Origin of the sequence: Sphaerisporangium sp. NPDC049003 (assembly GCF_043197795.1) — a bacterium.
GTDB lineage: Bacteria > Actinomycetota > Actinomycetes > Streptosporangiales > Streptosporangiaceae > Sphaerisporangium.
This window is the reverse complement of sequence record NZ_JBICTU010000059.1, coordinates 1-21,275: the sequence shown is the minus strand read 5'-3', so window position 1 is coordinate 21,275 and position 21,275 is coordinate 1. Positions and strand designations below refer to the sequence as shown.

Sequence of the window (21,275 nt, the reverse complement as noted above, 5' to 3'; positions counted from 1 at the left end):
GCTTCGACCCCACGTCGCCGTTCGGCGGCTACAAGGAGTCCGGATACGGCCGCGAAGGCGGACGGCATGGACTGGAGGCGTATCTCGATGTCTGATCGGCGACTTACCGTGCGCAAGACCTACAAGCTGTTCATCGGGGGCGCCTTTCCCCGTTCGGAGTCCGGCAGGTCGTATGTCGTGACCGGCCCGGAGGGCGACTTCCTCGCCAACGCCTCCCGCGCCTCCCGCAAGGACGCCCGCGACGCGGTGTCCGCCGCCCGCAAGGCCTTCGCAGGCTGGTCCGGAGCCACGGCACACGGCAGAGGCCAGATCATGTACCGGATCGCGGAGATGCTGGAGGGCCGGCGGCACCAGTTCATCACGGAACTCGGCGCGGCGGGAACGCCCCCCGCCGCCGCCACGGCCGAGGTGGACGCCGCGATCGACCTCTGGGTCTGGTACGCGGGCTGGGCCGACAAGATCGCCTCGATCCTGGGTTCGGCCAACCCCGTCGCTGGGCCGTACTTCAACCTGTCCACCACCGAGCCGACCGGCGTCGTCGCGGTGATCGCGCCATCGGGCCCGCTGCTCGCCCTGGTCTCGGTGATCGCCCCGGTGATCGTCAGCGGCAACACCTGCGTGGTCGTGGCACCCGAGGAGGCTCCGCTGCCGTCCATCACCCTGGCCGAGGTGCTGGCCACCTCCGACCTCCCGGGCGGCGTCGTCAACATCCTCACCGGGAGCCGTTCAGAGCTGGCCCCCTGGCTCGCCTCGCACATGGACGTCAACGCCCTCGACCTCGCCGGCGCGCCCGCCGAGCTGACCGTCGCCTGCGAGCGGGCCGCCGCCGGAAACCTCAAACGCGTGCTGCGCCCGGCCGCCACCGACTGGACCACCGACCCGGGAACCGGCCGGATGGCCGCCTTCATGGAGACCAAGACCGTCTGGCACCCCACCGGCGTCTGATCTCGGGCGGCGAGACGGCCGGACGGCCGTCCGGCATCGAGAGCGGCCCGGGACCCCACCGGTCGCACCCTTAGCAATCTGGCTGGAGAAGATCGCATGAAACCCAATGGCGTGCTCGTCGTCGGGAGCATCACCGCGGATGTCACGGCGTTCAGCCGGCGGCTCCCACGCCGCGGCGAGACCGTGCTCGGCGACGACTGCACCCTCGTCCTCGGCGGCAAGGGCGCCAACCAGGCCGTCGCCGCCGCTCGCGCCGGGTCTCCCACATGGCTCGCCGGTTGCGTGGGACAAGATCCGTTCCGCGACATCGTCATGACCGGCCTGCGGTCTCACGGCGTCACACTGACGCAGATCCGCACGGTCGAAGGCCGCACCGGCGTCGCGCACATCCGCGTCGACGCCTCCGGCGAGAACGACATCGTCATCACCCCTCTGGCCAACGCCTCCCTCGGCACCGGGCTGGTCGACGACAGCATCCGGGCCGTCCGGGACGCGGTCAGCGTGCTCCTGCTCCAACTGGAGATCCCCACGCAGGTCACCTGCCACGCGGCGAAGGCGGGGGCGGCCGCCGGGCTGACGGTCGTGCTCGATCCGGCCCCCGCGCAGGAGCTTCCGGAGGACGTGTGGCGGCACGTCGACGTCGTCACGCCGAACGAGAGCGAGGCCGGCGCGCTGACCGGGATCCCGGTCACCGACCTGGAGTCCGCAGGGCGGGCGGCGTCCTGGTTCCTCGAACGCGGCGTCCGGCACGCCCTCATCACCCTCGGTTCGGGCGGCGCCCTGTCGGTCACCACCGCACGAACCCGCCATTTCCCCGCCTACCCGGTGACGCCCGTCGACACGACGGCCGCGGGCGACGCCTTCACCGGCTTCTTCGGTGCCGCACTCGCCGCCGGGCTGGACGACGGCACCGCGATCAGGCACGGCATGGCCGCGGGCGCGCTCGCCACCACCCGTGCCGGGGCCAGCCCTTCGCTCCCCGGCCGAGCCGCCGTCGAGACGCTGCTGACCAGTGCCGACCCCATCTTGGACCACGTCTCCTGAGCCTCCGCCACCCCGCTCGCATCCGACCGGTCAGGCGAGGACCGCCGACGGCTTTTGGTCGTTTCCCACAACTGGAGGCGCGTAGCCTGCGCTGTCTGCGACATGCCGCTACCAGCCGGTACAGGGAAAGGTGAACAATGCCGGGGGCGGACGTGTCGCGGCGCGCACATCATTGGTCTACAGGAGGGCTCGGTCGGTGTTCAGTCGTGTCGCCATCGTCAACCGTGGTGAGGCCGCCATGCGGCTCATCAACGCAGTACGGGAACTCGCCGCGGAGACCGGGACCCGGATCGAGACCGTCGCCCTGCACACCGACGTCGACCGCACGGCCACCTTCGTCCGCGAAGCGGACCTGTCCTACGACCTCGGCCCCGCGTCCGCGCGCCCGTACCTCGACCTGAAGGCGCTGGAGCGCGCGCTCGTGGAGACCGGGGCCGACGCGGCGTGGGTCGGCTGGGGATTCGTCGCGGAGGACCCGTCGTTCGCGGAGCTGTGCGAGAACGTCGGAGTCACCTTCGTCGGACCGAGCGCGGAGGCCATGCGCAAGCTCGGCGACAAGATCGGCGCGAAGCTGATCGCCGAGGAGGTCGGCGTCCCGGTCGCGCCATGGAGCCGCGGTGCGGTCGAAACCCTGGACGCCGCCCTGGCGGCGGCGGCCGAGATCGGCTACCCGCTGATGCTGAAGGCGACCGCGGGCGGCGGCGGGCGCGGCATCCGCGTGATCACGAACGACGCCGAGCTCGCCGACGCCTACGAGCGCACCAGCCAGGAGGCCGCGCGGGCGTTCGGCAGCGGCATCGTGTTCCTGGAGCGCCTGATCACCGGTGCCCGGCACGTCGAGGTCCAGGTGATCGCTGACGGCGAGGGCACCGCGTGGGCGCTCGGCGTCCGCGACTGCTCGGTGCAGCGGCGCAACCAGAAGGTCATCGAGGAGTCGGCGTCGCCGGTGCTCAGCCCCGTGCAGACCGCCGAGCTCAAGGCGTCGGCCGAACGCCTGGCCGTCGCGGTCGGGTACCGCGGCGCGGCCACCGTCGAGTTCCTCTACCACCCCGGTGACAAGCGGTTCGCGTTCCTCGAGGTCAACACCCGCCTGCAGGTCGAGCACCCGATCACCGAGTCCACCACCGGGTTCGACCTGGTCAAGGCGCAGCTTCGGGTGGCATCCGGCGGCAGGCTCCAAGGCGCGCCGCCGGCGGAGCGCGGGCACGCCATCGAGGCCCGGCTGAACGCCGAGGACCCCGACCGCGACTTCGCGCCCTCTCCGGGCCGCATCGTGCGGCTGGACCTGCCCGCCGGGCCGGGCATCCGCGTGGACACCGGCGTCAGCGAGGGCGACACCATCCCCGCCGCCTTCGACTCGATGATCGCGAAGATCATCGCCTATGGCCGCGACCGTGACGAGGCACTCGGCAGGCTACGCCGGGCGATGGCGCAGACCACGGTGATCATCGAAGGCGGCGCGACGAACAAGAGCTTCGTGCTCGACCTGCTCGACCAGCCCGAAGTGATCGACGCCAGTGCGGACACCGGCTGGATCGACCGCGTCCGCGGCGAGGGCAGGCTCGTCTCGCACCGGCACTCCGCCGTCGCGCTGGCGGCCGCCGCCATCGAGGCGTACGAGGAGGAGGAACGCGTCGAGCGGCAGCGGCTGCTGTCGACCGCGTCCGGCGGGCGTCCGCAGGTGCGGCACGAGAGCGGCCGGCCGCTGGACCTCAAGCTGCGTGGCGTCGGCTACCGCGTGCGCGTCGCACGGGTCGGAGCGCACCGGTTCCGCGTCGGCGTCCAAGCGGGTGACGACGTCCGCACCGCCGAAGTCGAGCTCGACCGCTTCGACCGGCACACCGGGCAGATCATCGTCAACGGCACCCGGTACCGCCTGCTCACCGGCACACACGGGCCGATCCACCTGGTCGAGGTGGACGGCGTGACGCACCGGGTCAGCCGCGACGAGGGCGGCGTCGTCCGCTCGCCCGCTCCCGCGCTGGTCGTCGCCACGCCGCTGAAGGCCGGCGCCGAGGTGGAGGCGGGCGCGCCGGTGCTCGTGCTGGAGAGCATGAAGATGGAGACGGTGCTGCGGGCGCCGTTCAGGGCGCGCCTTAAGGAATGCGTCGTGTCCGTGGGCAGCCAGGTGGAGACCGGTGCGCCGCTGCTTCGGCTGGAGCCGCTCGCCGGCGACGACGCCGAAGCCGAGGACACCTCGGCCGCCGGGTCCGTCGAGCTGGACCTGCCCGCCGCGCCCGGGAGGATCCCGGCGCGGGAGCGCGCCACGCGCGGCCAGGAGGACCTGCGCAGCCTGCTGCTGGGCTTCGACGTCGACCCGCACGACGAACGCCGGGTGCTCGACGACTACCTCGCCGCCCGACGGGCTGCCACCGAGGAAGGCCTCCGGCCGCTGGCCGAGGAAGTCGAACTCGTCGCGCTGTTCGCCGACCTCGCCGAGCTGAGCCGCAACCGCCCGGCGGGAGAGGACGGCGGCGGTGACGGTCACGTGCACAGCGCCCGCGAGTACTTCCACACCTACCTGCAGAGCCTCGACGTCGAGCGGGCCGGGCTGCCGGAGGCGTTCCAGTCCAAGCTCGCCAAGGCGCTCGGGCACTATGGCGTCACCGGGCTGGAGCACTCCCCCGAGCTCGAAGCCGCGGTGTTCCGGATCTTCCTCGCCCAGCAACGCGCGTCCGCCGACGCCACGGTCGTCACGACGTTGCTGCGCGCGTGGCTGCGCGAGCCGCCGCCGGACGAGACGCTGCGCGAGCCCGCCGGTCTCGCGCTGGAGCGGCTGGTCTCCGCCACCCAGGTCCGCTTCCCGGTGGTCGCAGACCTCGCGCGCGGCGTGGTGTTCGCCTGGTTCGGCCAGCCGCTGCTGCGCCGCAACCGCGCCCGCGTCTACGCCGACGTCCGCAAGCACCTGCGTCACCTGGACGCCCACCCGGACGCTCCGGACCGCGCCGAGCGGATCGCCGAGATGGTGCGCAGCACCGAGCCGCTGGTGCGGCTGCTCGGCCAGCGGCTCAACCGCGACGACCTGGACGACTCGATCATGCTGGAGGTGCTGACCCGGCGCTACTACGGCAACAAGGGTCTCACCGGCGTCCGCACCAGCCAGGTCGCGGGCTGCACGTTCGTGGTCGCCGAGCGCGCGGGCTCGCGCGTGGTCTCCTCCGCTGTGAGCTTCACAGCGCTGGGCAGCGCGCTGCGCGGGCTCGCGGAGCTGGCGCGCGGCGAGGAGGCCATCGACGCCGACATCTATCTCGCCTGGGAGCGGCAGCCGGAGGACTCCGACGCCATGGCGGCCGCGTTGCACGAGGTCATCAGGGCGCACCCGCTGCCGGACCAGGTCCGCAGACTCACCGCCACCGTCGCGGGCAGCGGCGGCGCGGTGATGCACCAGCACTTCACGTTCCGCCCGTCGACCACGGGGATGACCGAGGAGCGGCTGATCCGCGGCCTGCACCCGTACATCGCGCAGCGGATGCAGCTGGAGCGGCTGAACAGGTTCGACCTCACCCGCCTGCCGTCGTCGGACGAGGAGGTCTACCTTTTCCAGTGCGTGGCGCGGGAGAACCCGTCGGACGACCGCCTCGTCGCGTTCGCGCAGGTGCGCGACCTGACCGAGCTGCGTGAGCACGACGGCAGGCTCGTCGCGCTGCCGACGGCCGAGGACACCATCGCCACCTGCCTCGACTCGATCCGCCGCGCGCAGTCGCGGCGGCCGTCGAAGAAGCGCCTCACCACCAACCGGATCGTGCTCTACATCTGGCCGCCGAGCGACCTCACCCGCGCGGAGCTGGAGATGATCGCCGGGCGCGTGCTGCCGACGAGCGCGGGAGCCGGGCTGGAGGAGATCCTTTTGATCGCGCGGCAGCGTGACCGGAAGACCGGCGAGCTGACCAAGATCGCCGTGCGCATCTCCTTCGACGCCACCGGCGGCACCGAGCTGACCATCGGCGAGCCGTCGGCCGACCCGGTCGAACCGGTCGACGACTACCGGCAGAAGGTGCTGCGCGCGAGCGGCCGCAACACGGTGTATCCGTACGAGCTGACCGGGCTGCTCGGCGACTTCGCCGAGCACGACCTCGACGACGACCACGCGCTGGTTCCGGTCGACCGGCCCAAGGGGCGCAACACCGCGGCGATCGTCGCGGGCGTGGTCACCACGCCGACCCTGCGGCACCCGCAGGGCGTCACCAGGGTCGTGCTGCTCGGCGACCCGACGAAATCGCTCGGCGCGGTGTCAGAGCCGGAGTGCCGCCGGGTGATCGCCGCGCTCGACCTGGCCGAGCGGATGCGGGTGCCGCTGGAGTGGTACGCGCTGTCCTCCGGCGCCCGGATCTCCATGGAGTCCGGCACGGAGAACATGGACTGGGTGGCCGCGGCGCTCAAGCGGATCGTCGAGTTCACCCAGGACGGCGGCGAGATCAACATCGTGGTCGCGGGCATCAACGTCGGCGCGCAGCCGTACTGGAACGCCGAGGCGACGATGCTCATGCACACCAAGGGCATCCTGGTGATGACGCCGGACTCGGCGATGGTGCTCACCGGCAAGCAGTCGCTCGACTTCTCCGGTGGGGTGTCGGCCGAGGACAACTTCGGCATCGGCGGCTACGACCGGGTGATGGGCCCGAACGGGCAGGCGCAGTACTGGGCGCCGAACCTGGCCGCCGCCCGGGAGGTGCTGATGTCGCACTACGACCACACCTACGTCGCACCCGGCGAACAGGCGCCCCGGCGGGCGACGACGAGCGACCCCGTCGACCGCGACATCTCCGACTTCCCGCATGCCATGGCGGGCAGCGACTTCACCACCGTCGGCGAGATCTTCTCCGCCGAGGCCAACCCGGACCGCAAGAAGCCGTTCGACATCCGGACCGTGATGCGGGCGCTTTCCGACCAGGACCACCCGGTGCTGGAACGCTGGGCGGGCATGGCCGACGCGGAGACCGCGGTGGTTCGGGACGTGCATCTCGGCGGCATGCCGGTGTGCCTGCTCGGCATCGAGTCACAGGCGGTTCCGCGGCGCGGCTTCCCGCCCACCGACGGCCCGGACACCTACACCGCGGGCACGCTGTTCCCCCGGTCCTCGAAGAAGGCCGCCCGGGCGATCAACACGGCCAGCGGCAACCGGCCGCTGGTGGTGCTGGCGAACCTGTCGGGTTTCGACGGCTCGCCGGAATCGATGCGGAAGCTGCAGCTGGAGTACGGAGCCGAGATCGGCCGCGCGATCGTGAACTTCCGCGGGCCCATTGTGTTCTGCGTGATCTCGCGGTACCACGGCGGCGCGTTCGTGGTGTTCTCCAAGGCGCTGAACCCGAACATGACCGTGCTCGCGCTGGAAGGCTCGTTCGCCTCGGTCCTCGGCGGCGCCCCCGCCGCCGCGGTGGTGTTCTCCGGCGACGTCAGCGCCCGCACCGCGGCCGACCCGCGCGTGCGAGACCTGGAGGCCCGCGTCGCGGCCGCCTCCGGCGCCGACCGCGCCGTGCTGAGCGCGGAGCTCGACGAGCTCCGCTCGTCGGTGCGGGCGGAGAAGCTCGGCGAGGTGGCCACGGAGTTCGACCGCGTGCACAACATCCAGCGCGCGGTCGAGGTCGGCTCCGTCGACGCCGTCATCCGCGCCGCGGAACTGCGCCCCCGGATCATCGAGGCCATCGAGTCCCGCCTGTCCTGACAGCGCCGGCGGACGCGGCAGCACGCCGGCCACCGGCCCGCCACACCCTCCCGCTCATCTCGTGACGGGCCGGTCCTGGTCGCCCGGGGGAAAACCGAGGCCGGCACGTGCCAGGCCGGACTCGTAGGAGTACACCACCGCTTGCACCCGGTCGCGCAGCCCCAGCTTGGCCAGGACACGGCTGACGTGCGTCTTGACGGTGCCCTCCGTCACGTAGATGCGCGCGGCGATCTCCGCGTTGGACAGGCCGCGGGCGACGAGCGCCGGCACCTCGCGCTCGCGCTCGGTCAGTGCCTCCAGCGCCGTGGCCGTGGTCGGGGTCCCCGTAGTACTCGTCGAAAATCGGGCGGATATGGCTGACCAGCAAAGATCGGGTTTAGGTGCTGTCGCGGTTGCTGGTCATGCGGGCGGTGAGTTCGTCGGCGTTGGGTGTCCAGGCCCCTCGCTGGGCGTCGAGCCCGTCGAGGCGACGGTGGGTGCCTTCTTTGCTGGGCTTGAGGTAGCGCTGGAGGGTGCGGCGGTCTTCGTGGCCAGAGAGGTTCATCAGGTCGGCTTCGGTGGCGCCGTCCTCGCCCGGCCCCACCTCGACATCGAGGTGTGCCCGACCCGGAGCACGTTCCCTGGATCGACCCCCGACCCATCCGGCCTGGCGAACGGCCCGGTGTCAGCGGCTTCACCGATCAGAAATCCTCCGCCACGTCGTCAGTTCTGTTAGTTTTCGCACCGGTGGAAGGATTGATGACCATGACCGACACCAGACCGCTGGGCGCCGACGAAGCCACGTTCCTCGCGGCGGTCCGCTCAGGCGACACGGCGCGGTTCGCACTCATCACGGAGCGCCACCGGCGTGAGCTGCAGGTGCACTGCTACCGGATGCTCGCGAACTACGAGGACGCCCAGGACCTGACGCAGGAGACGTTCCTGCGAGCGTGGAACAAGCGGGAGTCGTTCAAGGGCCACGCGGCCCTGCGGACCTGGCTGTACCGAATCGCGACGAACGCCTGCCTCGACTTCCTGGAGAAGCGCAACGACCGCACCCCCGTACCGTCCGAGCTGCCGGACCCCGGCTCCGAGGTGCTGTACCTGCAGCCCTACCCCGACCGGATGCTCCCCGAGGACCCGCAGGAATCGGTGGTGGCGCGGGAGACGATCGAGCTGGCGTTCATCGTCGCCGTCCAGCACCTGCCGCCGCGGCAGCGGGCGGTGTTCATCCTGCGCGACGTCCTCGGCTGGCCGGCGTCGAAGGCCGCCGACGCCCTCGAGCTGACCATCGCATCGGTGACCAGCGCACTGCAGCGGGCCCGTGTGACGATGCGCGAGCAGCTGCCCGACCGCCGCCTCGACTGGCGGAGCCCCGCCACCCACGAGCTGTCGAATGACGAGCGCGGCGTGGTGAAGTCGTATATCGACGCCCATGAGCGCAACGACCTGGACGGGCTGATGTCCCTGCTGCGCGACGACCTGCGCTTCGCGATGCTGCCCGAGCCGGGCACCTCGGTCATCACGGCCAAGGACGCGGTGGACGGCTGGGTCTCCGGTGGGCTCTTCCAGCGCGGCCACGACGACTGGCGTTGTATCACCACGACGGTCAACCGCATGCCTGCCGCCGTGCTGTACCTCCGCACCCCCGACGACCCGGAGTACCGGCTATTTACCATCGCGGTCCTGCACATCATCGACGGGAAGATCACCGAGCTCACCGGATTCGACGCCACCGACAAACCATGGCTGGGCCTGCCCCCGACACTGTCATCAGACAAAGGCCCCATCGTCGACGAGTCCAGCGCACGGGCCGCCGTCACCGAAGTCACCGCGGAATGAGCACCCCGACCAGCTGAACACCACCGCGACAACGCGAACACCACCGCCCCGCCGGCGTTGCCGGCGGGGCATCTTCATGCCCGAAGAACATCGTCACGATCAACGACGCCGTCGCCCTCATCTCCAGCAAGTCGGTCAACAGCTCACTCGGAACGCAAAAAGGGGCCCGGGGAAGGTTCCCTCACAGCCGAGGGTCACGGTGAGCACGCCAGGAAGGATTTCGACCTGGCCTCACGAGCCCAGGACCTGGCCTCACGAGCCGAGCATCTGGCCCGTGCTCATCGCCTCGTCTCGTATCGGGTCAGCACCACGCCGCCGGGAAACGTCCGCGTCTCCACCAGGTTCAGGTTCACCCAGCTGTCCAGGGCCGTAAAGAACGGCGTGCCGCCGCCCACCAGAACCGGGTGGGTGACCAGCACGTACTCGTCGATCAGCCCGGCCCGCATGGCCGCTGCGGCAAGTGTGGCGCCGCAGATGTCCATGGGGCCGCCGTCTTCGGCCTTGAGCCTGGTGATCTCGGCGACCGCGTCGCCGGTGACCAGGCGGGTGTTCCAGTCGACCTTGTCGATCGTCGAGGAGAACACCACCTTCGGCATGTCCCGCCAGCGGCGCGCGAACTCGATCTCCGCCGGGGTGGCGCCGGGCTGCTGGTCGGCGGTCGGCCAGTGGGAGCTCATCCCCTCCCACAGCTTGCGCCCGTACAGCGCCAGGCCGGTCGCGTCCACCCGGTCGGACCACCACTGGAACAGCTCGTCGCTCGGTTCGCTCCAGCCGAGGTCGTCGCCGGGCGCGGCGATGTAGCCGTCCAGGCTCAGGTTCATGCCGAAGATCAGTTTCCGCATCGTGCCAGCCTTTCGTGAGTCGATCTCACACGTACAGACGGGCACGGCGCGGAAACCTAATCGGTGCGCGATCTGCGTCCGCAGGTAGTCCTCGCGTTCCGGACTCGGCACGGCGTACTCGGCTGGGCTCGAACACTGCCCACCGGATCTCGACTTCACCCTCGTACGGGCAGCGGCGCACCCAGGGCCGGCTCTCCCCGACCGCTGCTGCCGTCTGCCCGGACGGGAATGCCTTCCACGGCCACCTGCAACAGAGGCTGTCTACTTTCGCAGAGGCGTTGCGGTAGCGCTCGACGCGCTCGCTGCGCGAGCAGGAGTGTGAGCGATCTGGGTCCCCGAACGCCTGGTCACACAGCTACAGCGCCGGTCAGGCCCTCTCACCGCGCTGGAGATCGCCAACCGGTTCCCGACGCTGGGCATCTCGCTCGGCGACCAGCGGCCGCACGTGCCCGGCAAGATCCGCGAGTACCTACCTCTCCCAGCGCCGACGCGGCTTGGCGACCTCGGCCTTCACCGCGGCCGGGGACGCCTCCATCGGGCCGGTGGCCAGCCACCGCAGACGGGTCATGCGGATCTCCGGATCGGTGATCAGCAGCCCGTCCAGCGCGGCGCACCGTGCCTCGGTGAACTCGTGCGCCAGCCGGTCGAACGTCTCCCGCTGCGCCTCGGCGCGGGCGTGGGCGACCCGCTCGACCACGGTCACCGGTCCCGGACGGATCACGCGTGCCGAGATCAGGTACTCGCACCCGAGCCGGAACAGCAGGGTCGGCGAGTCGTGTTCCATCGCCCTGGCGAGCAGGAACTCGTCTAGTTCCTTGAGCTCCAGCGTGGTCGGCAGCCGCCACCCCAGATACTTCGCCACCAGCCGCAAATGCTCGGTCCGCGTCTTCGCCCGCCGCCCGTACGAGCGCAGCCCGGCCGGGTCGACGCCGAGCTGCTCGGCCAGCCTGGCCACCGCCACCGGCGGGGCCGAAAGCACCTTGTCCGGCACGAACCCCAGCCACGGTACATAACGCCACGGCCAAGCCGAGCCGGTCCGCCGGACCACGGCCCCGACCGGGATCGACGAACGCGACATCCGCCGGAGTCAGGGTGAAGAACCTCGCTAGCTCGTCCCTGCCAATCTCCGGGAACCCCCGCAGGCGCTTCAGCTCCTCGTCCGCGAACACCTGCGTCGCCAAGAAAGACCTCCCGCCAGGCCCACAGATTCCCAGCTCAGAAGCCTACCCAGCCATATCCGCCCGATTTTCGGCGAGTACTACCGGGACCTCGACGCGGTGAAGCTCAGCAACTACGACTTCCAGACCAGCATCGGCGTCGACACCATGGCACGCAAGCTCATCATGAGGCAGTAGTCGAGGCCCCTCCGCGACGACGGCCGATCTTCCCTCACTCCATGATCGTTGGACCCGTCTCCCCTCAGTGGCTTGAGGGCTTGGCGGGGCCCTCGCCCGCGGCGTCGGCGTAGCGGCGGGCCAGGCGCGCGAAGGCGTCCTTGAGCTCGGCCGGGCCGACGACCTCGATGCCGGCGTCGAACCTGCCGATGGTGGCGGCCAGGCCGGTCCATGACCACGAGCCCAGGACGAGCCGGCAGCGGTCCGGACCGAGCTCCTCGACCAGTCCGTCGCGGGTGTAGCGGGACACCGCGGCGGCGGGGAGGTCGAGGATCACCTCGCCGCGGCAGGGCCAGTCGGCAGAGCCGTTGGAGCCCCGGAACCTGCCGGCCACGAAGGCGGCCACCTCACCTCCGGGCAGCTCACGCGGGGTGAAGCGGGGCCCCGCAGGGGTGCGCGGGGTGATCCGATCGGCGCGGAAGGTGCGCCAGTCGTCGCGGTCGAGGTCCCAGGCGACCAGGTACCAGCGTCCGCCCCAGGCGACGAGGTGATGGGGCTCCACCCGGCGGGGCGGGGTCCGCACGCCGTCGTCCACCCCCGGCGGGGACGCGGGAGCGTACTCGAAGCGCAGCACCTCACGGGCGTGGACGGCGGCGCCGAGAGCCGCGAGCACGCTGCCGCCGACCTGTGGGTCCGGCCGGATCGCGGGGCGCTCGACCGCGGTGACCTGGAGGGTGTCGATCCGGCGGCGCAGCCGTGCGGGCATGACCTGCCGGACGGTGTTCAGCGCGCGCGCCGCGGCTTCCTCGACGCCGGCACCGGCGGTGGCGGCCATCTGGAGCGCGATGGCCAGAGCTACGGCCTGCTCGTCGTCGAACAGCAACGGGGGCAGCTCCGTACCCGCGTCGAGCCGGTATCCACCGTCGGGCCCCTTGAAGGCCACTATGGGATAGCCGAGCTCGCGCAGGCGGTCGACATCGCGGCGCACGGTGCGCGGGCTGATGTCCAGCCGCTCGGCCAGCAGCGCCCCCGGCCAGTCCCGGCGCACCTGGAGCAGCGAGAGCAACGACAGCAGTCGCGCGGAAGTCTTCGGCATGACTCCGATATTGCCCTGAGAAGCGGCCACATCCTGGCCGCTTTCCCTGTGATTCTCGTCGTGTGCCAGACAACGAGAACGACTGGAAGGGCCCGATCACCGTGAGCGCCACGACCACGCCTGCCTCAACGCTCGACGCCGAGCGAGGCGAGCTGCTCGCCGAGCTGGCGACCGTTCGATCCGCCCTGACCAATACCATCCGCGGGCTCAGCGACGAGCGACTCGCCGAGCGCCCTACGGTCAGCGCGCTGTGCCTGGGCGGGCTGATCAAGCACGTCGCCTCCATCGAGGAAGGGTGGATGCGCTTCGTGGCCGAGGGCCCGTCGGCGATGCGCTACGACCTGCCCGACGGTGTCACCTGGGCCGACCTCGCGGCCGGTACCGCACGCGAGGTCCCGCAGTGGGCGATCGACCACCAGAACGACTTCCTGATGTTGCCCGGCGACACGCCGGCCGGGATCCTCGCGCGCTACGAACAGGTCGCCGCCCGCAGCGAGGAGATCGTCGCCGCCGTCCCCGATCTGTCGGCCACGCACCCGCTGCCGGAGGCGCCCTGGCACGAGCCGGGAGCGGTGCGCAGCGTGCGCCGGGTGCTGTTGCACGTCATCGCCGAGACCGCCCAGCACGCGGGGCACGCCGACATCCTGCGCGAGACGCTCGACGGGCAGAGATCAACCTGACGGGTGCGCTCCGGGACCGGCACGGCCAGGACCAGGGCCGGCTTCCCAAAGCGGCCCCTGTCCGGGCGACCGTTCAGCGCAGCTCGTTGATGCGGATCAGGTTGCCCGCGGGGTCGCGGAAGGCGCAGTCACGGATCCCGTACGGCTGCTCGGTCGGCTCCTGGACGACCTCGGCGCCGCTGGCCTCCAGCCGCGCGAAGGCGCCGTCGAGGTCGGCGGTCGCCAGGACGATGCGGACGTAGCTGCCCTTCGCCATCATCTCGGCGATGGTCCGGCGCTCCTCCTCGGTGAGGCCGGGGTCGGCGGCCGGCGGCTCCAGGACGATCGACGTGCTGGGCTGGTCGGCGGGTCCGACCGTGATCCAGCGCATCCCGCCGTATCCGACATCGTTGCGGACCTCGAAGCCGAGGGTGTCGCGATAGAAGGCCAGGGAGGCGTCCGGGTCGGTGTGCGGAAGGAAGGTCTGGTGAATGGTGATGTCCATGCTGGTCAGGCTAGTAGTGGCTCGGTGACCTGCGCTTCTCGATTCCTGATCGGTCTGGTCACCTGTTCGGCGGCGCGCCACGGGACCCCCGCCGTCGCGAGGGTCCCGTGGCGCCGCGTCACAAGGTGCCGGCTCGTCAGCTCCCGTCCCCCGTGGGACGAGTCGAAACAGATGAGAGAACGCGAGGGGTCAGGTGCCGACGTAGGCCGCCAGGTGCTCGCCGGTGAGGGTGGAGCGGCCGGCGACGAGGTCGGCGGGGGTGCCCTCGAAGACGATCTGGCCGCCGTCGTGGCCGGCGCCGGGGCCGAGGTCGATGATCCAGTCGGCGTGCGCCATGACCGCCTGGTGGTGCTCGATGACGATGACCGACTTGCCGGACTCGACGAGCCGGTCGAGCAGGCCGAGCAACTGCTCGACGTCGGCGAGGTGGAGGCCGGTGGTCGGCTCGTCGAGGACGTAGACGCCGCCCTTCTCGGCCATGTGCGTGGCCAGCTTGAGCCGCTGCCGCTCGCCGCCGGACAGCGTCGTGAGGGGCTGGCCGAGGCTGAGGTAGCCGAGCCCGACGTCGGCGAGCCGGTGCAGGATCGCGTGCGCGGCCGGTGTGCGCGCCTCGCCGGCGCCGAAGAACTCCTCGGCCTCGGTCACCGACATCGCGAGCACCTCGCTGATGTCACGGCCGCCGAAGTGGTAGTCCAGCACCGATGCCAGGAACCGCTTCCCCTCGCACTCCTCGCAGACGGTGGCGACGCCGGCCATCATCGCCAGGTCGGTGTAGATGACGCCGGCGCCGTTGCAGGTGGGGCAGGCGCCCTCGGAGTTGGCGCTGAACAGCGCCGGCTTCACGCCGTTGGCCTTCGCGAACGCCTTGCGGATCGGGTCGAGCAGTCCGGTGTAGGTCGCCGGGTTGCTCCGTCGCGAGCCGCGGATCGCGCCCTGGTCGACCGACACCACCCCCGCGCCGGCGGGGATCGACCCGCGCACGAGCGAGCTCTTGCCGGACCCGGCGACGCCGGTGACGACCACCAGCACCCCGAGCGGGACGTCGACGTCGACGTTCCGCAGGTTGTTCGCGGTCGCGCCGCGGATCTCCAGCGCGCCGGTGGGCTTGCGCACGGACTTCTTCAACGCGGCCCGGTCGTCGAAGTGGCGGCCGGTGAGGGTGCCGCCGGCCCGCAGCCCTTCGACGGTGCCCTCGAAGCACACGGTGCCGCCCCCCGTGCCGGCGCCGGGGCCGAGGTCGACGACGTGGTCGGCGATCGCGATCGTCTCCGGCTTGTGCTCCACGACGAGCACCGTGTTGCCCTTGTCCCGCAGCCGCAGCAGCAGGTCGTTCATCCGCTGGATGTCATGCGGGTGCAGCCCGATGGTGGGCTCGTCGAAGACGTAGGTGACGTCGGTGAGCGAGGAGCCGAGGTGGCGGATCATCTTGACGCGCTGCGCCTCGCCGCCCGACAGCGTGCCCGAGGGGCGGTCGAGGCTGAGGTAGCCGAGCCCGATCTCGACGAACGAGTCGAGGGTGTGCCGCAGCGTCGCCAGCAGCGGCGCGACCGACGGTTCGTCCAGACCCCGCACCCACTCGGCGAGGTCGCTGATCTGCATCGCGCAGGCGTCGGCGATGTTGATCCCGTTGATCTTCGACGATCGAGCCGCCTCGCTGAGCCGGGTGCCCCCGCAGTCGGGGCAGGCGGTGAACGTCACCGCCCGCTCCACGAAGGCGCGGACGTGCGGCTGCAGCGCGTCGACGTCCTTGGACAGGAACGACTTCTGGATTCTCGGGATCAGACCTTCGTACGTCAGGTTGATGTTGTCGACCTTGATCTTGGTCGGCTCTTTGTGAAGCAAGTCGTGGAGCTCTGTCTTGGTGTACTTGCGGATCGGCTTGTCCGGGTCGAGGAAGCCGGAGCCGGTGAAGATGCGGCCGTACCAGCCGTCGACGGTGTAGCCGGGGATCGTGAGCGCGCCCTCGTTGAGCGACTTGCTGTCGTCGTACAGCTGAGACAGGTCGAGGTCGGTGACCGAGCCCCGGCCTTCGCAGCGCGGGCACATGCCTCCGGTGCGGGTGAAGGTCTGTTTCACGGTCTTGCCGTCACCGCGTTCGACCGTGATCGCACCGCTCGCTCGGACCGAGGCGACGTTGAAGGAGAAGGCGTTGGGCGAGCCGATGTGCGGCTGCCCGAGCCGGCTGAAGACGATCCGCAGCATCGCGTTGGCGTCGGTGGCGGTGCCGACCGTGGAGCGGGGGTCGGCGCCCATCCGCTGCTGGTCGACGATGATCGCCGTGGTCAGCCCCTCCAGCAGGTCGACCTCCGGCCGCGCCAGCGTCGGCATGAAGCCCTGCACGAAGGCGCTGTAGGTCTCGTTGATCAGCCGCTGCGACTCCGCGGCGATCGTGCCGAACACCAGCGAGCTCTTGCCCGAGCCGGAGACCCCGGTGAACACCGTCAGGCGGCGCTTCGGGATCTCGACGCTGACGTCCTTGAGGTTGTTGACCCGCGCGCCCTGCACCCGGATCAGATCGCGGCTGTCGGCGACGTGCGGCGCAGGCGACCGCGGGTCCGTCCTCGTGGCCATGCTCATTGTGTCTCCATCATCTTCTTGGGCGGGCCGCCATCGCGGTTTTCATCTGCGTCGACCGGCTCGATCTTGACCAGCTTCGAGTGGTATGTCGGGACGTCCTCGAAGCCGGTGCGCGCGGCGAACCGGTCACCCCGCTCCTGCGGCGGCGCGTCGATCATGGACGCGTCGCGGGTGTGGCGATGCTCGGTGTCGTGACGACGCTGGGCGCGGGAGCGGGGCCGGCACTCATCGGTCCTGAAGCAGCCCGAGGACGTTGCCATCGGGGTCGGTGACGGTGGCCACCAGCCTGCCGCCACCGACGTCGTGCGCGGGTTCCTTCACGGTGGCCCCGGCAGCGGTCACCTCGGCCAGCTTCGCCTCGATGTCCGGCACGTGCCAGTAGGCCACCGGTGAGGTCATGCTCTGCGGTCCACCGGCCGGCACCAGCCCGATGTGCTGGCCCTCGGCCTCGAAGCCGACGTAGTAGGACCCGTCGAACTGCGGCGCTATGCCGAGCAGGGCGGCGTACACCGCCTTGGCCGTCGCCAGGTCGGAAACGGGATGCAGCACGGTCTTGATTCCCTGGGTGGAAGAGCCGGTCATGGTCACTCCTGAAGTCGTGGGTCTGGTCGGGATTGTCTGGCTTGAGGGCGAACGGGGGGTCGCGAATCGACGGCCCTTTCGCCCCGGGTCGCGGTTTCGCCGTTGGCCGTTCGTCTTAACCGGGCCCAGCCCGCGAGAAAAGGAGGATCACCGGGGCCGTCTCCGGGCGATCGCGATGGAAGGCATGGGAGGCGTCCGGGTCGGTGTGCGGATGAAAGGTGATGTGCATGGTGGTTCAGGCTAGTTGCGGCTCGTTGACCTGCGCTTCTCGATTCCTGATCGGTCTTGTCACCTGTTTGGCGACGCACGACGGGATCCCCTCCGTCGCGCGGGTCGCGTGGCGCCGGTAGGTGCTGGGCGGCACGCCGACCAGCTCGGTGAAGCGCGTGCTGAAGGTGCCCAGCGACGAGCAGCCGACCGCGAAACAGACCTCGGTGACGCTGAGGTCGCCACGACGCAGCAGCGCCATCGCGCGCTCGATGCGCCGCGTCATCAGATACCTGTACGGCGACTCACCGTAGGCGAGCCGGAACTCACGGCTGAGGTGCCCGGCCGACATGTGCGCGCCGCGGGCGAGCGCCTCGACGTCCAGCGGCTGCGCGTACTCCCGGTCGATCCGGTCGCGGACGCGCCGCAGCCGTGCGAGGTCACGCAGGCGCTGCGCCGCGGCGGGGCTGCCGGCCACCTGCGAGATCGCCCCGGTCGCGCCGGAGTCGCCCTGCGCCGCCGGCGTCCCGCCCGACTCCCCGTCCCTGGCCCGGCCTGCTCCGCTCACGTCCTTGACCTGCTCAAAGCCTGAGGTTTCCGCCCACTTGCCCCACGCTAACACGTCTCATCAGTGGTCAATCCACGGCAGGTCAGGCACCGTTCTCGTCCGCTGGGACGGGGACCAGTTCGGCGAGCAGCGCCCGTACCCGGGTGTCGATCTCGTCGCGGATGAGGCGCACCCGCTCAACGCCCTGCCCGGCCGGGTCATCGAGCTGCCAGTCCAGGTAGCGCTTGCCGGGGAAGATCGGGCAGGCGTCGCCACAGCCCATGGTGATGACCACGTCGGCGGCTTGGACGGCGTCGGTGGTGAGGGGTTTGGGGAACGCTTTGGTGAGGTCCAGGCCGAGTTCGTTCATGACGGCGATGACGGCCGGGTTGATGGCCTGGGCGGGCGCGGATCCGGCCGAGCGAACGGTGACCCTGCCGCCGGCGTGGTGGTCGAGCAGGGCGGCGGCCATTTGGGAGCGTCCGGCGTTGTGGACGCAGACGAACAGCACCTCGGGGAGGTCGGACACGAGTGCTCCTTTGGATCAAGACGGCGGCGCGTAGCCGGTCGGCGGTGAGACGGCGGCCAGGGGTGGGCAGATGGGGGCGGCCTCGGGCGCCGTGGCTGAGCGGGTCATCAGAGTCGTGCACCGGCTCGGCGACGGTCGCTGGGGCGAGGGTCCCGGCGTGGCGCGCGGCCGGCGAGCCGCCGGCGCAGCGCGAGGGAGACGTAGACGAGGGCGACCAGGACGGGGACCTCGATCAGCGGGCCGACCACGCCGGCCAGGGCTTGGCCGGAGGTGACGCCGAAGGTGGCGATCGCCACCGCGATGGACAGCTCGAAGTTGTTCCCGGCGGCGGTGAACGCCAGCGTCGCGGTGCGCTCGTAAGCGAGGCCGACCAGGCGTCCCAGGGTGAAGGCGCCCGCCCACATGAGCGCGAAGTAGGCCAGCAACGGCAGCGCGATCCGGGCCACGTCCAGCGGCTTGGAGGTGATGGCGTCACCTTGCAGGGCGAACAGGATCACGATGGTGAACAGCAGTCCCCACAACGCGGCCGGGCCGATCTTCGGCAGGAACCGGGTCTCGTACCATGGCCGGCCTTTGGCCCTCTCCCCCAGACGGCGGGTGAGGTACCCGGCGGCCAGCGGGATGCCCAGGAAGATCAGCACCGAGCGGGCGATGTCCCAACTGGAGATGTCCAGCGCGGCGGTGGACAAGCCGAGCCGGCCCGGCAGCAGGTCGAGGTAGAACCAGCCGAGCACCGCGAACGCGACCACCTGGAAGACGCTGTTGAGCGCGACCAGGACGGCGGCGGCCTCCCGGTCCCCGCACGCCAGGTCGTTCCAGATGACGACCATGGCGATGCACCGGGCCAGCCCGACGATGATCAGGCCGGTGCGGTAGGCGGGCAGGTCCGGCAGGAAGATCCACGCCAGGGCGAACATCAGCGCCGGGCCGGCCACCCAGTTGAGCACCAGCGAGGTGAGGAGCAGCCGCCGGTCACCGGTCACCGTCTCCAGCCGGTCATAGCGGACCTTGGCCAGCACCGGATACATCATCACCAGCAGGCCGAGCGCGATCGGCAGCGAGATGCCATCGACCCGCACGGCGTCCAGGGCCGGTCCCAGGCCGGGGACCGCCCGGCCGGCCACCAGCCCGATCGCCATCGCGGCGGCGATCCACACCGGCAGCAGCCGATCCAGCGTCGGCAACCGGCCGACCACCTCCGTCGCGTCGGTGGCGGCGGTTTGGCGGGTGCCGGTCACGCCATCGCCGTGACGCGCGGCCCCAGGATCGCCGACAGCCGCTCCAGCACGCCCGGGTTCGCCCAGTAGTACACCCACGTGCCGCGCCGCTCGCAGTCGATCAGCCCCGCTTGGCGCAGCACCTTCAGATGGTGGCTGATGGTCGGCCCGGTGAGGTCGAAGGCGCCGGTCAGGTCGCACACGCACGCCTCGCCGCCCTCGTGGCAGGCGATCAGCGACAGCAGGCGCAGCCGCACCGGATCGGCGATCGCCTTGAACAACGGTGCCAGCTCCGCGGCCTCGGTGCCGCTCAGCGGCTCGCACACCAAAGGCGCGCAGCACGCCTGCCCGGCCTGGCCGGTCCCGGCCGCTTCGAGGACCGGCAGCAGTTGTTTCGACATACCTCTAAGTTGACAGATTTCTAAGCAGTAGCGCAAGCTGGGGAGACCCGCTGAATAGATGTTCATCTAAACAAGGGCGGTGACGGCCACCGCCCGCTCGCACCCGTGGAGGATCACCATGTCCCGCGTACAGCTCGCCCTGCGCGTCTCCGACCTGGAAGGCTCGATCGCCTTCTACTCCAAGCTGTTCGGCGTCGCGCCGGCCAAGCGCCGCCCCGGCTACGCCAACTTCGCCATCGCCGAGCCTCCGTTGAAGCTGGTCCTGCTTGAGGGCGAGGAGGGCCAGGAGACCCGCATGGATCACCTGGGCGTCGAAGTCGAGGACGGCGACCAGGTCACCGCCGCGACCCGGCGGCTCACCGACGCCGGGCTGGCCACCTTCACCGAGAACGACACGTCCTGCTGCTACGCCCTGCAGGACAAGGTGTGGGTCCGCGGACCCGGCGCCGAGCCATGGGAGGTCTACGTGGTCAAGGCCGACGCCGACACCCTCGGCAAGTCCGCGGCCGCCGATCAGGACCCCGCGGCCGCGTGCGCCTGCGGCCCGGCCCACGGGTGCTGAAGCCGGAGACGACAAGACGGGCCGGATCTCGCCCGTGGTGCGGCGTGTGGTCGCGCCGGGGAAGCAGGAAGGGGGTGATCAGCATGAGAAGACCGGCGACGGCGATCGCGGCGCGGGGGCCGGTGATGCCGGCCAGCAGGCCCCACAGCCCGGTCATGACCGCGACGGTCGCCTTGCTGGTGACCGACCACGCTGAAAGGGTGCGGGCGATCCGGTCCGTCGCCGTCTGGTCGAGCCGGTAGGTGGCGAACACCGGGCTGAACACTCCCATGCAGGTGATCAGTCCGAACTCGACGGCCATGACGAGCACGAGCCCGGCCACGCCGGGCCGGATGAAGGCCAGCCCGAGCGACCAGCACGCGCGCAGTGCCCCGGCGGCGAGCATGACCTTGTGCCGCCCGAACCGTGCGACGAGCGGGCGGGCCAGCCGTGAGCCGATGATGCCGCCGACGCAGGGCAGGCCGAACGCGAGGCCGTACTGCCACGGCGCGAACCCGAGGTCGCTGAGCATGAGGACGGCGAGCAGTGGCGAGGTCGCAAGGATCAGGCCGTTGACCAACACCGTGTTGAAGAACAGGAGACGCAGGGCCGGGTGGGTCAGGATGTACCGCCACCCTTCGAGCAGGTCGCCGGGCCGGAGCCGCGGGCGGCGGGGGGCCGGGGGGGCGGGGGGGGGGGGCGGGGCGGCCGCGCCCCCCCCCGCGACGGCGGGGGGGGGGAGATAAAAAACAAACTAAACCACCAC

18 protein-coding genes and 3 pseudogenes are annotated in these 21,275 nt (G+C 70.8%); 7 read left to right on the top strand and 14 right to left on the bottom strand.

What is annotated here, in order from left to right:
• The 4 genes from ACGFIV_RS35570 to ACGFIV_RS35555 all read left to right on the top strand — a co-directional run.
• On the top strand, positions 1 to 95 hold a 95-nt coding region (locus tag ACGFIV_RS35570), incomplete at its 5' end, for an aldehyde dehydrogenase family protein (protein WP_392839436.1).
• A complete protein-coding gene (locus ACGFIV_RS35565) occupies positions 67 to 945 on the top strand; it encodes an aldehyde dehydrogenase family protein (protein ID WP_392839433.1) in 879 nt (292 codons plus the stop codon). The genes ACGFIV_RS35570 and ACGFIV_RS35565, both read left to right, overlap by 29 nt.
• A 96-nt stretch (positions 946 to 1,041) precedes the next feature.
• Positions 1,042 to 1,989, top strand: coding sequence for a ribokinase (locus tag ACGFIV_RS35560; RefSeq protein ID WP_358561779.1), 948 nt, complete (start codon positions 1,042 to 1,044; stop codon positions 1,987 to 1,989).
• Between the two features lie 196 nt (positions 1,990 to 2,185).
• Positions 2,186 to 7,651, top strand: coding sequence for a carboxyl transferase domain-containing protein (locus ACGFIV_RS35555; protein ID WP_392839431.1), 5,466 nt, complete (start codon positions 2,186 to 2,188; stop codon positions 7,649 to 7,651).
• A gap of 54 nt (positions 7,652 to 7,705) precedes the next feature.
• On the opposite strand, the pseudogene ACGFIV_RS35550 reads toward ACGFIV_RS35555, so the two are convergent.
• Positions 7,706 to 7,951: pseudogene (locus ACGFIV_RS35550) on the bottom strand (response regulator transcription factor); the annotation flags it as partial.
• Between the two features lie 76 nt (positions 7,952 to 8,027).
• Complete coding sequence (locus ACGFIV_RS35545) at positions 8,028 to 8,195, bottom strand: hypothetical protein (RefSeq protein WP_392839429.1); 168 nt, start codon at positions 8,193 to 8,195, stop codon at positions 8,028 to 8,030.
• A 200-nt stretch (positions 8,196 to 8,395) separates the two neighbouring features.
• On the opposite strand from ACGFIV_RS35545, the gene ACGFIV_RS35540 reads away from it, so the two are divergent.
• The gene (locus ACGFIV_RS35540) at positions 8,396 to 9,472 is read left to right on the top strand and encodes an RNA polymerase subunit sigma-70 (protein WP_358559933.1); all 1,077 of its coding nucleotides are present in this window, start codon (positions 8,396 to 8,398) and stop codon (positions 9,470 to 9,472) included.
• Positions 9,473 to 9,750: 278 nt separating this feature from the next.
• Here the strand turns inward: ACGFIV_RS35540 and ACGFIV_RS35535 are convergent, their stop codons facing one another.
• From ACGFIV_RS35535 to ACGFIV_RS35525, 3 genes and pseudogenes are all read right to left on the bottom strand, one after another.
• Positions 9,751 to 10,314 (bottom strand): dihydrofolate reductase family protein, encoded by a 564-nt coding sequence (locus tag ACGFIV_RS35535; RefSeq protein ID WP_358559931.1) that lies wholly within the window; start codon positions 10,312 to 10,314, stop codon positions 9,751 to 9,753.
• A 469-nt stretch (positions 10,315 to 10,783) separates the two neighbouring features.
• Positions 10,784 to 11,483: pseudogene (locus ACGFIV_RS35530) on the bottom strand (DUF4158 domain-containing protein).
• Positions 11,484 to 11,733: 250 nt separating this feature from the next.
• Entirely contained in the window at positions 11,734 to 12,744 is a 1,011-nt protein-coding gene (locus tag ACGFIV_RS35525; RefSeq protein WP_358559929.1) for a WYL domain-containing protein, read from the bottom strand.
• 62 nt (positions 12,745 to 12,806) lie between these two features.
• Here ACGFIV_RS35525 and ACGFIV_RS35520 point away from each other — a divergent pair, with 62 nt between their 5' ends.
• A complete protein-coding gene (locus ACGFIV_RS35520; protein ID WP_358559927.1) occupies positions 12,807 to 13,424 on the top strand; it encodes a DinB family protein in 618 nt (205 codons plus the stop codon).
• A 73-nt stretch (positions 13,425 to 13,497) separates the two neighbouring features.
• On the opposite strand, the gene ACGFIV_RS35515 is transcribed toward ACGFIV_RS35520, so the two are convergent.
• From ACGFIV_RS35515 to ACGFIV_RS35480, 8 genes are all read right to left on the bottom strand, one after another.
• On the bottom strand, positions 13,498 to 13,908 hold the full coding sequence (locus ACGFIV_RS35515; RefSeq protein ID WP_392839426.1) for a VOC family protein: 411 nt from the start codon (positions 13,906 to 13,908) through the stop codon (positions 13,498 to 13,500).
• A 189-nt stretch (positions 13,909 to 14,097) separates the two neighbouring features.
• Positions 14,098 to 16,485: an excinuclease ABC subunit UvrA gene (locus tag ACGFIV_RS35510; protein ID WP_358556431.1), complete on the bottom strand. Its 2,388-nt coding sequence runs from the start codon at positions 16,483 to 16,485 to the stop codon at positions 14,098 to 14,100.
• Positions 16,482 to 16,643, bottom strand: a complete 162-nt coding sequence (locus tag ACGFIV_RS35505) for a hypothetical protein (RefSeq protein ID WP_358556434.1) — start codon at positions 16,641 to 16,643, stop codon at positions 16,482 to 16,484. Before ACGFIV_RS35505 ends, ACGFIV_RS35510 begins: the two co-directional genes overlap by 4 nt.
• A gap of 67 nt (positions 16,644 to 16,710) precedes the next feature.
• The gene (locus tag ACGFIV_RS35500) at positions 16,711 to 17,067 is read right to left on the bottom strand and encodes a VOC family protein (RefSeq protein ID WP_358556437.1); all 357 of its coding nucleotides are present in this window, start codon (positions 17,065 to 17,067) and stop codon (positions 16,711 to 16,713) included.
• 235 nt (positions 17,068 to 17,302) lie between these two features.
• Positions 17,303 to 17,752, bottom strand: a complete 450-nt coding sequence (locus tag ACGFIV_RS35495; protein ID WP_358556499.1) for a helix-turn-helix transcriptional regulator — start codon at positions 17,750 to 17,752, stop codon at positions 17,303 to 17,305.
• 172 nt (positions 17,753 to 17,924) lie between these two features.
• A complete protein-coding gene (locus ACGFIV_RS35490; protein WP_358556440.1) occupies positions 17,925 to 18,350 on the bottom strand; it encodes an arsenate reductase ArsC in 426 nt (141 codons plus the stop codon).
• Between the two features lie 107 nt (positions 18,351 to 18,457).
• Positions 18,458 to 19,588 (bottom strand): ACR3 family arsenite efflux transporter, encoded by a 1,131-nt coding sequence (gene arsB, locus ACGFIV_RS35485; protein ID WP_358556442.1) that lies wholly within the window; start codon positions 19,586 to 19,588, stop codon positions 18,458 to 18,460.
• Positions 19,585 to 19,968 (bottom strand): metalloregulator ArsR/SmtB family transcription factor, encoded by a 384-nt coding sequence (locus tag ACGFIV_RS35480; RefSeq protein WP_358556445.1) that lies wholly within the window; start codon positions 19,966 to 19,968, stop codon positions 19,585 to 19,587. The genes arsB and ACGFIV_RS35480 overlap by 4 nt, the downstream gene beginning before the upstream one ends.
• A 118-nt stretch (positions 19,969 to 20,086) precedes the next feature.
• On the opposite strand from ACGFIV_RS35480, the gene ACGFIV_RS35475 reads away from it, so the two are divergent.
• Entirely contained in the window at positions 20,087 to 20,530 is a 444-nt protein-coding gene (locus ACGFIV_RS35475; RefSeq protein WP_358556448.1) for an ArsI/CadI family heavy metal resistance metalloenzyme, read from the top strand.
• Here ACGFIV_RS35475 and ACGFIV_RS35470 read toward each other — a convergent pair.
• Positions 20,439 to 21,203 (bottom strand): annotated as a pseudogene (locus ACGFIV_RS35470) (MFS transporter); the annotation flags it as partial. The gene ACGFIV_RS35475 and the pseudogene ACGFIV_RS35470 overlap by 92 nt on opposite strands.
• Positions 21,204 to 21,275 lie beyond the last annotated feature (72 nt).